Origin of the sequence: Stella humosa (assembly GCF_006738645.1) — a bacterium.
GTDB classification, from domain to species: Bacteria; Pseudomonadota; Alphaproteobacteria; order ATCC43930; family Allostellaceae; genus Allostella; species Allostella humosa.
The window spans coordinates 4765685-4778174 of record NZ_AP019700.1 but is presented as its reverse complement, the minus strand read 5'-3'; the positions used below and the strand labels follow the sequence as shown (position 1 = coordinate 4778174).

11 protein-coding genes are annotated in these 12490 nt (G+C 68.1%); 7 read left to right on the top strand and 4 right to left on the bottom strand.

Features of this window, described 5'->3' with window-relative positions:
* The first annotated feature begins 152 nt into the window (after positions 1-152).
* From STVA_RS22405 to STVA_RS22375, 7 genes are all read left to right on the top strand, one after another.
* The gene (locus tag STVA_RS22405; protein WP_197735710.1) at positions 153-1142 is read left to right on the top strand and encodes an ABC transporter ATP-binding protein; all 990 of its coding nucleotides are present in this window, start codon (positions 153-155) and stop codon (positions 1140-1142) included.
* Between the two features lie 14 nt (positions 1143-1156).
* Positions 1157-1891: an ABC transporter permease subunit gene (locus tag STVA_RS22400; protein ID WP_123692267.1), complete on the top strand. Its 735-nt coding sequence runs from the start codon at positions 1157-1159 to the stop codon at positions 1889-1891.
* Positions 1892-1900: 9 nt separating this feature from the next.
* Positions 1901-3901, top strand: coding sequence for a GldG family protein (locus STVA_RS22395; protein WP_123692264.1), 2001 nt, complete (start codon positions 1901-1903; stop codon positions 3899-3901).
* A gap of 15 nt (positions 3902-3916) precedes the next feature.
* A complete protein-coding gene (locus STVA_RS22390; RefSeq protein WP_123692262.1) occupies positions 3917-4945 on the top strand; it encodes a DUF4340 domain-containing protein in 1029 nt (342 codons plus the stop codon).
* Positions 4946-5232: 287 nt separating this feature from the next.
* Positions 5233-6405 carry an aspartate aminotransferase family protein gene (locus tag STVA_RS22385; RefSeq protein ID WP_123692261.1) on the top strand — a complete coding sequence of 391 codons (1173 nt, stop codon included), beginning with the start codon at positions 5233-5235 and terminating at the stop codon, positions 6403-6405.
* Entirely contained in the window at positions 6384-7310 is a 927-nt protein-coding gene (argF, locus tag STVA_RS22380; RefSeq protein ID WP_123692259.1) for an ornithine carbamoyltransferase, read from the top strand. Before STVA_RS22385 ends, argF begins: the two co-directional genes overlap by 22 nt.
* Positions 7307-8245 carry an Hsp33 family molecular chaperone gene (locus STVA_RS22375; protein ID WP_123692257.1) on the top strand — a complete coding sequence of 313 codons (939 nt, stop codon included), beginning with the start codon at positions 7307-7309 and terminating at the stop codon, positions 8243-8245. The genes argF and STVA_RS22375 overlap by 4 nt, the downstream gene beginning before the upstream one ends.
* A 4-nt stretch (positions 8246-8249) precedes the next feature.
* Here the strand turns inward: STVA_RS22375 and STVA_RS22370 are convergent, their stop codons facing one another.
* The 4 genes from STVA_RS22370 to folE form a co-directional block, all read right to left on the bottom strand.
* Positions 8250-9092, bottom strand: coding sequence for a nucleotidyltransferase domain-containing protein (locus STVA_RS22370; protein WP_123692255.1), 843 nt, complete (start codon positions 9090-9092; stop codon positions 8250-8252).
* 22 nt (positions 9093-9114) lie between these two features.
* Positions 9115-10278 (bottom strand): acetylornithine deacetylase, encoded by a 1164-nt coding sequence (gene argE, locus STVA_RS22365; protein ID WP_123692906.1) that lies wholly within the window; start codon positions 10276-10278, stop codon positions 9115-9117.
* 66 nt (positions 10279-10344) lie between these two features.
* Positions 10345-11796 (bottom strand): TrkH family potassium uptake protein, encoded by a 1452-nt coding sequence (locus STVA_RS22360; RefSeq protein WP_123692253.1) that lies wholly within the window; start codon positions 11794-11796, stop codon positions 10345-10347.
* A 41-nt stretch (positions 11797-11837) separates the two neighbouring features.
* Positions 11838-12464 carry a GTP cyclohydrolase I FolE gene (gene folE / locus STVA_RS22355; protein ID WP_123692251.1) on the bottom strand — a complete coding sequence of 209 codons (627 nt, stop codon included), beginning with the start codon at positions 12462-12464 and terminating at the stop codon, positions 11838-11840.
* Positions 12465-12490 lie beyond the last annotated feature (26 nt).

The window sequence follows — 12490 nt, the reverse complement described above, 5'->3', positions numbered from 1 at the left end:
CAACCGGGGCGTCAATACGCCTCTTGCAAATCCTGGCCAATTCCTTAAATCGGGCACCCAATCAGGGGTGCCCCTATGTCGGGGGGCAGGGCGCCCCACGCGCCGCGGCGTTCGCCGGTGGTGCATCAGATTGAACAAGGGTGGGACGGGGTATGGCCGAGACGGCAAATCCAGGCGCCGCGACGCGATCGGGCGCGGAGGCGATGATCGCCATTCGCGGGCTGACGAAGCAGTTCGGGACCATCCTGGCGGTCGACGGGGTCAGCTTCGGGGTGGCGCGGGGCGAGGTGCTGGGCTTCCTTGGCCCCAACGGCGCCGGCAAGTCGACGACGATGAAGATGGCCACGGGCTTCCTGGCGCCGACCGCCGGCACGGCCACCATCTGCGGCTTCGAGATCCAGGACAAGCCGATCGAGGCCAAGCGCCACATCGGCTACCTGCCCGAGGGCGCGCCCGCCTATCCCGACATGACGCCGGCCGGCTTCCTCGATTTCTGTGCCTCGATCCGCGGCATCTCGGGCGCCGACAAGCGCCGCCGCATCACCGACGTCGTCGACCGCATCGACCTGGGCGAGGTGCTGCACCAGCCGATCGACACGCTCTCCAAGGGCTTCAAGCGCCGCGTCGGTCTGGCCCAGGCGCTGGTCCACGATCCCGACGTGCTGATCCTGGACGAGCCGACCGACGGGCTCGACCCCAACCAGAAGCATGAGGTGCGCGCCCTCATCCAGGAACTGTCGGCGCGCAAGGCGATCGTCATCTCGACCCACATCCTGGAAGAGGTCCACGCGGTCTGCTCGCGCGCCATCGTCATCGCGCGCGGCAAGATCGTCGCCGACGACACGCCGGCCGGGCTGGAATCGCGCTCGCGCCACTTCAATGCCGTGTCCGTCACGATCCCGGTGCCGATGCATGACGCCGCCCGGGCAGAGCTGATCCGCCACAACAAGGTGGCCGCGGTCGAGGCCGGGCCCGTCGTCAACGGCGCGGTCACGCTGCTGGTCATCCCCAAGAACGGCGTCGACATCGTCGGCGACGTCGGCGGCACGCTGCGCGCCCGGCAATGGCCGTTCGACCAGATCCGGGTGGAGCAGGGTCGCCTCGACGACGTGTTCCGCATCCTGACCCTGCCGCAGAGCTGAGGAGCGCCCACCCCATGCGCACCACCTGGGTGGTCTTCCGGCGCGAACTGGCGAGCTACTTCGCCACGCCGGTCGCCTATGTCTTCATCGTCATCTTCCTGGCCCTGGCGGGATCGCTGACCTTCTTCCTCGGCAATTTCTTCGATCGCGGCCAGGCCGACCTGCAGCCGTTCTTCATGTTCCACCCCTGGCTCTATCTGTTCCTGATCCCGGCGATCGCCATGCGGATGTGGGCCGAGGAGCGCAAGACCGGCACGATCGAGCTGTTCCTCACCCTGCCGGTGTCGATCCCGGCGGCCGTCATCGGCAAGTTCCTGGCCGCCTGGGCCTTCACCGGCATCGCCCTGGTCCTGACGTTCCCGGTGTGGCTGACGGTCCGCTGGCTGGGCGACCCCGACAATGGCGTGATCCTGGCCAGCTACATCGGCAGCTTCCTGATGGCCGGCGCCTTCCTGGCGATCGGCTCCTGCATGTCGGCGATCACGCGCAACCAGGTGATCGCCTTCGTGCTGGGGGCGGTGGTCTGCTTCCTCTTCACCGTCTCGGGCTCGCCCATCGTGATCAGCTTCTTCTCTGGCTGGGCGCCGCAGGCGGTGCTGGACACCATCGCGTCCTTCAGCTTCCTCACCCATTTCAGCGCCATCGTTCGTGGCGTCATCGACGTTCGCGACGTGGTCTTCTTCGGTTCGGCGATCGCATTGTTCCTTTTCGCGAACGTCGTCCTGGTGGACCTCTCGAAGAGCCGATAGGTGCCAGCCATGAACGCCCCCTTCCGTCGCAACCACGCGCTCTATTCGCTGATCGCGCTGGCTGCCGCCGCCGTCCTCTTCGTCGCCGTCAACATCCTGGCCCAGTCCTGGACCCAGCGCCTCGACCTGACCCAGCAGCAGCTCTACACGCTGTCGCCGGGTTCGCGCTCGGCGCTCCGCCAGATCGACGAGCCGATCACCATCCGCTTCTACTATTCCGACCGGCTCGGCCGCGAAGTGCCGGCCTACGCCACCTATGCGACGCGCGTGCGCGAGTTGCTGGACGAGTATTCCTCGATCTCCGGCGGCAAGATCCGCGTCGAGCAGCTCAACCCGCTGCCCTTCTCGGACGAGGAGGATCGCGCCGTCGCCTTCGGGCTGCAGGGCGTGCCGATCACCCAGGGTGGCGAGCAGGTCTATTTCGGCCTGGCCGCGACCAACTCCACCGACGACGAGCAGGTGATCGCCTTCCTCCAGCCGGAGCGCGAGCGGTTCCTCGAGTACGACCTGACCAAGCTGGTCTACAACCTCGCCAACCCGAAGAAGAAGGTAGTGGCGCTCATCACCGAGCTGCCGCTGGAAGGCGACGTCATGGCCATGCGCATGACGGGCCGTCCGCCGCAGCCCTGGGCGATCATGGAGCAGCTTCGCGCCTTCTTCGAGATGCGCCAGCTGGGCGGCGAAGTGGCCGAGATCGGCGACGACGTGTCGGTCGTCATGGTCGTCCACCCCAAGACGATCCCGCCGCAGACCCAGTATGCGATCGACCAGTTCGTCCTGCGCGGCGGCCGGGCGATCGTCTTCGTCGACCCCAATTCCGAGGCCGAGCGCTCGCGCCCGAACCCGATGCAGCGCGGGCCGGTCGAGGATGCCTCGTCCAATCTCGACACGCTGATGAAGGCCTGGGGCGTCGAGATGCCCAAGGGCAAGGTCCTGGGCGACCGCTTCTCGGCCCGCAAGGTGAATGCCGGCGGCTCCAGCCGCATCCAGGCCGTCGACTATGTCGCCTGGCTGACGCTGCGGCCGGCCAACTTCGACACCGCCGACCCGGTCACGGCCGACCTCAACCAGATCAACGCGGCCACCACCGGCATGCTGCGCAAGGCCGAGGGCGGCACCACCGAGATCAAGCCGCTGATCCAGTCGAGCCAGGCCTCGATGGAGCTGGATGCGGCCGAGTTCACGCAGCCGGTGCCCGACGTGCTGGGCCTGCTGAACCGCTTCCAGCCGCAGAACAAGCGCGAGATCATCGCCGCCCGCGTGCAGGGCCCGACGAAGACCGCGTTCCCGGACGGGCCGCCCCGCAAGGAGGCGCCCAAGCCTGCCTCGGACAGCGAGGAGGACAAGAAGAAGGCCGAGGAGGAAGCTGCCAAGATCGCGGCCGACCACGCCAAGGCCATGGAGAAGCACCTGGCCCAGTCGCGCCAGCCCGTGAACCTGATCGTGGTTGCCGACACCGACATCCTGGACGACCGATTCTGGGTCAACACGCAGGACTTCTTCGGCCAGCGCATGCAGGTGCCGACCGCCAACAATGCCGACTTCGTCGCCAATGCGATCGAGAACCTGACCGGCTCCAACGACCTGATCGGGCTGCGTTCGCGCGGCACCTCGTCCAGGCCGTTCGAGCAGGTGCAGGCGTTGCAGCGCGACGCCGAGCAGCAGTTCCGCGCCAAGGAGAAGGAGCTGCAGGACAAGCTGAAGGATGTCGAGAAGAAGCTGGCCGACATCCGCAACCAGGGCCAGGGCCAGGGCGCGCAGGCGATCCTGACGACCGACCAGCAGCGCTCGATCGAGCAGTTCCGCACCGAGATGGTGGCGACCCGCAAGGAACTGCGCGACGTGCAGTTGGCGCTGCGCAAGGACATCGACCGCCTGCAATCCATCGTGCAGTTCGTCAATATCGGCCTGGTCCCCATCCTGGTCGCCCTGGTCGCCGTGCTGATCGGCCTGTGGCGACGCAGCAGCCGGCGCCGCGGCCGGTCGCGCACCGCCACCCAGCGGGCCTGAGGGAGCACCCAACCCATGCGCAAGACGACTTTCATGGTCCTGGTGGGGGCCGCGATCGTGGCCTCCGCCGGTGCGGTCTACCTGTCGGTCGGCGGCCGCGACGCCCCCATCACGGCGCGCGCGGGCGAGATCTTCCTGCCCGAGCTGCAGCGCCGCGCCAACGACGCCCGCGAGCTGGTGCTGACCCGCAGCAGCGGGACGGCCACCTTCAAGCAGCAGGGCGATCGCTGGATCTACGTCGAGAAGGGCGACTTCCCGGCCAATGGCGAGCAGATCCGCCGGGTGCTGGTGGAACTGGCCGAGCTGCGCCTGGTCGAGAGCAAGACCCGCAAGCCCGACCTCTATCCGCGTCTCCAGGTCGAGGACGCCACCGGCAATGACGCGCGTTCGACCCTGATGACGGTGAAGGACGGGCAGGGTGCGGTCATCGCCGACGTCATCGTCGGGCGGCGGCGCATCGACCGCCTGGGCGGCGGTCGGGATTCGCTCTATGTCCGGCGCAAGGGTAGCGACCAGGCATGGCTGGCGGCCGGCAATGTCGACGTTACCGGCGACTATCCCCGCTTCCTGGTCCGCGCCCTGGTCGACATCAAGGCCGAGCGTATCGCCGAGGTGACGACCATCCAGCCGGATGGCAGCCGCCTCGTCATCCGCCGCGACAAGCCCGCAGACGAGATGGTTGCCATCGACCTGCCGGAAGGCAAGGCGGTGAAGGAGAAGGACAAGGTGACCAAGGCCGCCACCGCGCTGGCCGGCCTCGACCTCGACGACGTGCGCAAGCGCGGCGAGGCCGACATCCCCGACAACGCCACCAAGGCCGAGATCCGCACCTTCGACGGCCTGCTGGTCACGGTCGCCACGCACGAGACCAACTATCGCGCCTGGTCGCGCTTCACGGTCGAGGCCGCGGCCGACGCCAGCGAGGAGGTGCGCAAGGAAGCGGCCGCCCTGAAGGCCCGGCTCGAGCCCTATGACTTCGAGATGCTGGGCTACAAGACGGCCCCCTTCACCACCAAGCTGGTGGACCTGACGGGCGAGAGCTGATCGGCGGGAGCTGGGACAAGGCCGTCCCGGGGCCGGGCGCGACTTGTCCCAGGACAAGTTCGCGGTTTGCGGGCTCCGGGCGGTCTGCTAGCCTCCGGCCATGCTTTCGGGAACGGAAACCTTTGTAGTCATGACCGGCGCCGCGGTGCCGGCGGTTCGACGCCGAGGGTTCGCGCTCGATTGACAGGTTACGGCCCAACCCCGATATACTTCGCTTTTCCGGGCCGCACGTGCGGCCCGGTTCGATTTGGGGTTGGCCGATCTCCGCACTGCCAGGAGGACTGCCGATGATTTCGCCCGTGATGCCGACCTACGCCCGCGTCGACCTATCGTTCGAACGGGGCGATGGCGCCTATCTCTACGCAACCGACGGGCGACGCTTCCTGGATTTCGCCAGCGGCATCGCGGTCACGTGCCTGGGCCACAACCACCCGCATCTGATCGCCGCCCTGACGGAGCAGGCCAAGAAGGTCTGGCACGTCTCCAACCTGTGGCGCATCCCCGAGGGTGAGCGGCTGGCCGAGCGGCTGGTTGCCAACACCTTCGCCGACACCATGTTTTTCACGAATTCGGGCGCCGAGGCGAACGAGTGCGCGATCAAGCTGGTGCGCAAGTATCATGACGAGACCGGCAATCCCGGGCGGTTCCGCATCATCACGGCCGAGGCCGCCTTCCACGGCCGCACCATGACGACGATCGCGGCGACGGGCGGCTACAAGTACACCAAGGGCTTCGAGCCGATCCCGGAGGGGTTCGACCATGTCGCCTTCTCGAACACCAACGAGATGCGGGCCGCCATCCGCGACGACACCGCCGCCATCCTGGTGGAGCCGGTGCAGGGCGAGGGCGGCATCCGCCCGGCCACGGCCGAGTACCTCCAGGCGCTGCGGGCGATCTGCGACGAATACGGCCTGCTGCTGGTGTTCGACGAGGTGCAGTCCGGCGTCGGCCGCACGGGCAAGCTGTTCGCCCATGAATGGGCCGGCATCACGCCCGACGTGATGACGATCGCCAAGGGCATCGGCGGCGGCTTCCCCATGGGTGCCTGCTTGGCGACCGAGAAGGCGGCGGTCGGCCTGACCGCCGGCACGCACGGCTCCACCTTCGGCGGCAATCCGCTGGCGATGGCGGTCGGCAATGCGGTCCTGGATGTCCTGCTGTCGGACGGGTTCCTGACGCGGGTGGAACGGATCGGTGGCGTCCTGCGCAACCGCCTGTCCGACGTCGCGGCCAAGTATCCCAAGGTGCTGGCCGAAGTGCGCGGCGCCGGGCTGATGCTGGGCCTGCGCTGCGAGGTGCCGAGCGGCGATTTCGGCACGAAGCTACGCGAGAACGGCCTGATCACGGTCGGCGCGGGAGAGAACGTCGTGCGGCTGCTGCCGCCGCTCATCATTGGAGAGGGGGAAATCGACGAAGCGGTTGCCATCGTCGAGAAGACATGCCGGGACTGGACACACTGACCGCGGCGATGCCGCGACACTTCCTCGACCTCGACGGGATCGACGCCAGCACGCTGCGCGCGATCCTGGAACGGGGGGCCGCCTACAAGCGGACCCCCCGGGCCGAACGGCCCCTCGCCGGCAAGACGCTGGCGATGATCTTCGAGAAGCCGTCGACGCGCACGCGCGTGTCGTTCGAGGTCGGCATGCGGCAACTGGGCGGCGAAGTCGTCGTCCTGTCCGCATCCGAGATGCAGCTTGGCCGCGGCGAGACGGTGGCCGACACCGCCCGCGTCCTGTCGCGCTACGTCGATGCGATCATGATCCGCACGACCCGGCCCGAGAAGCTGAAGGAACTGGCCGAGGCGGCCACCGTCCCGGTCATCAACGGCCTGACGGACGGTAGCCATCCCTGCCAGATCATGGCCGACGTGATGACCTTCGAGGAGCATCGCGGGCCGATCCGCGGTCGGGTGGTGGCGTGGAGCGGCGACGGCAACAACGTCGCGGCCTCGTGGATCCATGCCGCGGTGCGGTTCGGCTTCGAACTCCGGATCGCCTGCCCGAGCGAGTTGCGGCCCGATCCGAAGCTGATCGAATGGGCGCGCCAGTCCGGCGGGGCGGTTACCATCCTGGACGACCCCTATGCCGCGGTGAAGGGTGCCGATTGCGTCGTCACCGATGCCTGGGTGTCGATGGGCGATGCCGATGCCGGCAGCCGCCACAACCTGCTGGCCCCCTACCGCGTCGACGAGCGGCTGATGGCGGCGGCGGGCAAGGATGCCATCTTCATGCACTGCCTGCCGGCCCATCGCGGCGAGGAGGTGACCGAAGGGGTCATCGACGGCCCGCAGTCGGTCGTCTTCGACGAGGCCGAGAACCGCCTGCATGCCCAGAAGGGTATTCTCGCCTGGTGCCTGGAGTGAGCGAGGGAAATCCATTGTCGGGCGAGACGGTTCCCACCGACGACCTGGTCCAGCCCTTCCAGGTCGAATCGAGCCACCTGCGCGGGCGGCTCGTGCGGATGGGGCCCGCCCTCGACGCGATCCTGACCCGGCACGACTACCCGGCCGCCGTGGCGACCCAGCTCGGCGAGTTGGTGGTGCTGACGGCGACCATTGCCACCATGCTGAAGTTCGACGGCATCCTGACGCTGCAGACCCGCACCGACGGCCCGATCAAGCTGTTGGTGGCGGACTATGTGGCGGCCACTCGCTCGGTGCGCGGCTATGCCCAGTACGACAGCGAGCGGCTGGCGGCACTGGCCCAGTCCGGCGCCTCGCTCGGCCGCCTGCTCGGTACCGGCCATCTCGCCTTCACGATCGACCAGGGGCCGGACACCGAGCGCTACCAGGGGATCGTCGAGGTGGTCGGCACCAGCCTGGTCGATGCCGTGCACCACTATTTCCGCCAGTCGGAGCAGATTGAGACCGGCATCCGCGTCGCTGTCGCTCGCGACGGCGAGACGGGGCCGTGGCGCGGCGGCGCGGTGATGATCCAGCGCCTGCCGGAGCAGGATCGCGGCTACCAGGACGAAGAGACCCGCGACGACCAGTTCCGCCACGTCATGTCGCTGATCGCCACCTGCCGCAACGACGAACTGACCAGTGCCACGCTGACGCCGGCCGCCCTGCTGTTCCGTCTGTTCCATGAAGAAGGCGTGCGGGTCTTCGCGCCCGGCACCATCCTGGATGGCTGCCGCTGCAGCGAGGAGCGGGTGCTGTCGATCCTGGCCAGCCTGCCGCCGGAGGATCGTGGCGACCTGGAGGTCGACGGCAAGATCGAGGTGCGCTGCGAGTTCTGCGCGCGCCTCTATCGCATCGCGCCCGAGCGCGTGACGGCGGAGGCGACGGCGTTCTGAGCTGTCAGCAGCCCGCCAGACGGGCGGTTTCGGCGTGCAGGCCGGCGAGACCGGCCAGCCCAGCTTCGAAGCGGCCGGCTGCCAGATCGACGAACGCCCCCTCGACCCGTTCGCGCCAGTGCCTCGGGCTGTAGCGGAAGCCCGCGGCCTCGGCGACTGCGCCCTTCTCGTTGATCAGGTAGCGGCCCTCCAGGGCGAACAGCACCTGGGCCAGGCAGGCGACGGCGCGATAGCCGCAGCCCACGACATGCACGAGGTCGCCGCGCGGCACCGCCTTGCGGGCGTTGGCGACGGCGAACTCCGCCTCCCACAGAAAGAGCCGGCAGATCCCCTGCGTCAGTGCAGGCGGATAGGGCCGGGTGCGCGCCTGCAAGCCGGCGACGACGCCGTCGCGATCCAGCAGCGGCTGGCAGATGGCGATCTCGCCCATCGGGATGGTCGACAGGAAGGCGTGCGGGTGCCCTGGCTGGTATAGCGGGCGGACGCCGCCGCGCCGGCCGTCCTCGATGGCTGCCTCGACGCGGCCCAGCTCGCGATAGAGCAGGTCCACGGCATGGCCGCCGACATGCAGCCACCCGCCGCCATCCATGTTGGCGCCCCACTCGCCGATGGCCGTCACGCGGGCGGGTGGGTCGCTCTCGTCCAGGCCCTCCACCGCCTGCCCCAGGGCGGCGGTGTCGATCGGGCGGTCGGCCCAATAGTAGAGGCCGATGTCATAGTCGGAGGCGGCATGGGCCGTGCCGCGGGCGCGCGAGCCACCGAGCACGACCGCCGCCACGCCAGGGACCGCACCGATGGCGGCGACGATGCGCGTCAGCAGCGCATCGTCGTTCGCAATCCCGGCCATCCGCTACAGATGGCAGCGCCGGTCAGGCGGCCGCGCGGTCGGCCATGCGGCGCTGGAACGCCTCGCCGGCCTGCATCTGCGCGCGCGTGATGAACTCGTTCGGCTGATGGGCTTCCATGATGCTGCCGGGGCCGCAGACGACGGTCGGCAGGCCCGCCTGCTGGAAGTGGCCGGCCTCGGTGCCGAACGAGACGACGACGCTGCCGTTGTTGCCGGTCAGCGACTTGGCCATCTCCTCGGCCGGGGAATCCTGCTCCGGCGCCAGCGCCGGCAGCACGTTCACGCCCGTCGTCTCGACCTGGGCGCCCGGGAACTCGCGGCGCATCCGCGGCAGGATCTCGTTGGCGACGAAATCGTCGAAGCGCGCCTTGATCTGGGCCGGGTCGTCGGTCGGCAACTGCCGGAAGTTCCAGCCGAAGCGGCACTGGCGGGGGATGATGTTGCCGGCGGTGCCGCCGGTGATGGTGCCGATGTTGAAGGTCGTGTAGGGCGGCACGAAGAGGCAGGCCGGGTCGGCATTGTCGCGCAGCTCGTGGGCCATCGCATAGATGAAGCGCACGATCTCCGCCCCGTACTCGATGGCGCTGCAGGCGATCTGCGGCTGGCTCGAATGGGCGTCCTTGCCGGTCACCGTGGTGACGTAGGAATGGACGCCCTTGTGGGCGTTGGCGACCTTCATCTCCGTTGGCTCGCCGACGATGACGAGCTTGGGCTTGGGCAGCAGCTCGAGGAGCTGGGGGATCAGGCGCTGGACGCCGTAGCAGCCGACCTCCTCGTCATAGGTGAAGGCGAAATGGATCGGCCGCTTGGTCGCCTTGGCCTTGAACTCCGGCACCATCGCCAGGGCTATGGCGATGAAGCCCTTCATGTCGCAGGTGCCGCGCGCGAACAGCTTGCCGTCGCGCTCGGTCAGGGTGAAGGGATCGGTGTCCCAGGGCTGGCCTTCGACCGGGACGACGTCGGTGTGGCCCGACAGGACATAGCCGCCCTCGACGTTGGGGCCGATGGTGGCCAGCAGGTTGGCCTTCTTGCCGTCATCGTCGAAGCTGAGGTGCGAGGCGACGCCGTGCCCTTCCAGATACTCGCGGACATAGTCGATCAGCGCCATGTTCGACAGGTGCGAGGTGGTGTCGAACGCGATCAGTCGGCGCAGCATCTCTTCGGAGGAAACGACCTCGGCGGGCATGTTCGCGAACTCCAACTCTGAAGGCAGGTGGGCAGTAAGGCGCGGACCTGGGCCGCGCGCAAGCGTTCAGTCGCGCCAGAAGGCCGGCGTGAAGAGGACGAAGACCGTCAGCAATTCCAGCCGACCGAGCAGCATGCCGAAGGACAGCACCCACAAGGCGCCGTCCGGCATCGTGCTGAAGTTGCCGGCAGGACCGATCACCTCGCCCAGTCCCGGCCCGACATTGCCGAGCGCGCTGGCCGCACCCGACAGGCTGGTCACGAGGTCCTGGCCGAACAGCGACAGGGCCAGCGCGATGAAGCCGAACGAGATGCCATAGAGCGTCAGGAACGCCAGCACCGAGAAGACGATCGGCTCGGCCACCGCGCGGCCGTTGAAGAGCGGCAGGATCACCCGGTGGGGCTGCATCAGCCGGTCGATCTGCACCTTGGCGACGCTGTAGAAGACCTGGAGCCGGAAGATCTTGATGCCGCCCGATGTCGATCCGGTCATGCCGCCGAGGAAGGTGAGGAAGAAGAAGCAGACGACCGGGTAGGAGCCCCAGAGCGAATAGTCGTCGGTCGCGAAGCCGGTCGTGGTCAGCACCGAGGCGACCGAGAAGGCGCTGGCGCGCAGGGCATGCACCGGATCGGCGTTGTTGATGGTGATCTGCCACAGGGCGATCGACAGCGTGAAGACCGCGAAGATGCCGAAATACCAGTGGAGCTGGCTATCCTGCCACAACGGGCGAAAGTCCCCTCGGGCAAAGCGGATGAAAATGGCCAGGGTCGTGCCGCCCAGCAGCATGAAAGCCGTGATGACGACCTCCGCCGCAGGATTGCCGAAATGTCCGATCGAACTGTCATAGTTCGCAAACCCGCCGGTCGCCACCGTCGTCAGCGCATGACAGATCGCATCGAAAAACCCTAGCCCGACCGCCCACAACAGGCAGAAGCAGAGGGCGACCAGCGTGAAGTAGACGGCGACCAGGGCGCCGGCCATTTGGGACACGCGCGGCAGCAGCTTGTCGGACCGGTCGGACGACTCGGTTCGAAATAGCTGCATCCCGCCGATGCGCAGGAATGGCAGCACGGCAACGGCCATGACGACGATACCCGCCCCGCCCAGCATGACCAGCAATGATCGCCACAGCAGAATGCCGCGAGGCAGTTTCTCCAATCCGACGATAACCGTGCCACCCGATGTCGTCAGGCCGGACATCGTCTCGAAGAATGCGCCGGGAACACTCAACTGCGAGGCTCCCAGGATGAACGGCAGGGCACCGAAGGCGCAGATGAATAGCCACACCGCGACCGTCAGGACGAAGGTCTGGCGCACGGTCAGCGCGATCCGGCCGGCCGGCTGGCAGGCCAGCGCCATGCCGACGCCGACGAAAAGCGTCAGTGTCGCCGACATGGCGAACGCCCGCCACCCGTCGTTGCCGTCGGCCCAGTCGAGCAGGGCCGGCAGCGTCATCGCCCCGGCGACGACACCCAGCAGCAGCCCGATGATGTGAAATATCGGGCGCAGGGCCGGCATCGTGCCCGGTCCAGTCGGCGGAAGAGGGTTCTAGTGCCGCCTCAGACGTTGGTCATGCCGGGCGCCCCGCCGACCCCGACGAAGGCCAGGAACTCGCGCCGGGTCGCCGCATCGGCACGGAATGCGCCCAGCATTCGGCTGGTGACCAGGCTGGTACCCGGCTTGTGCACGCCGCGGGTGGTCATGCACTGGTGCGAGGCCTCGATGACGACGGCGACGCCGTGCGGCTGCAGCACTTCCTCGATCGCGTTGGCGATCTGCGCCGTCATCTTTTCCTGGATCTGCAGGCGGCGGGCATAGAGGTCCACCACGCGGGCCAGCTTGCTGATGCCGACGACGCGCGTCCGCGGCAGGTAGGCGACATGGGCCTTGCCGATGATCGGCGCCAGGTGGTGCTCGCAATGGCTCTCGAAGCGGATGTCGCGCAGCACGACCATCTCGTCGTAGCCCTCGACCTCCTCGAAGGTGCGTTGCAGCACACCCACCGGGTCCAGCTCGTAGCCGCCGAAGAACTCGGCGAAGGAGCGGGCGACGCGGCTGGGCGTGTCGAGCAGGCCTTCCCGCGCCGGGTCGTCGCCGGCCCAGCGGATCAGGGTGCGGACGGCGGCCTCGGCCTCGGACTGCGTCGGCCTGTCGGACGGCGGGGCCTGGGGATCCTCGGTCGTCATGATGCCTCGTTATTATTCAGTTGAGC

Bases quoted from the DNA above. Each gene is read 5' to 3' on its own strand.
- STVA_RS22405 (WP_197735710.1), top strand. From the start codon at position 153: ATGGCCGAGACGGCAAATCCAGGCGCCGCGACGCGATCGGGCGCGGAG.
- STVA_RS22400 (WP_123692267.1), top strand. From the start codon at position 1,157: ATGCGCACCACCTGGGTGGTCTTCCGGCGCGAACTGGCGAGCTACTTC.
- STVA_RS22395 (WP_123692264.1), top strand. From the start codon at position 1,901: ATGAACGCCCCCTTCCGTCGCAACCACGCGCTCTATTCGCTGATCGCG.
- STVA_RS22390 (WP_123692262.1), top strand. From the start codon at position 3,917: ATGCGCAAGACGACTTTCATGGTCCTGGTGGGGGCCGCGATCGTGGCC.
- STVA_RS22385 (WP_123692261.1), top strand. From the start codon at position 5,233: ATGATTTCGCCCGTGATGCCGACCTACGCCCGCGTCGACCTATCGTTC.
- argF (WP_123692259.1), top strand. From the start codon at position 6,384: ATGCCGGGACTGGACACACTGACCGCGGCGATGCCGCGACACTTCCTC.
- STVA_RS22370 (WP_123692255.1), bottom strand. From the start codon at position 9,092: ATGGCCGGGATTGCGAACGACGATGCGCTGCTGACGCGCATCGTCGCC.
- argE (WP_123692906.1), bottom strand. From the start codon at position 10,278: ATGCCCGCCGAGGTCGTTTCCTCCGAAGAGATGCTGCGCCGACTGATC.
- STVA_RS22360 (WP_123692253.1), bottom strand. From the start codon at position 11,796: ATGCCGGCCCTGCGCCCGATATTTCACATCATCGGGCTGCTGCTGGGT.
- folE (WP_123692251.1), bottom strand. From the start codon at position 12,464: ATGACGACCGAGGATCCCCAGGCCCCGCCGTCCGACAGGCCGACGCAG.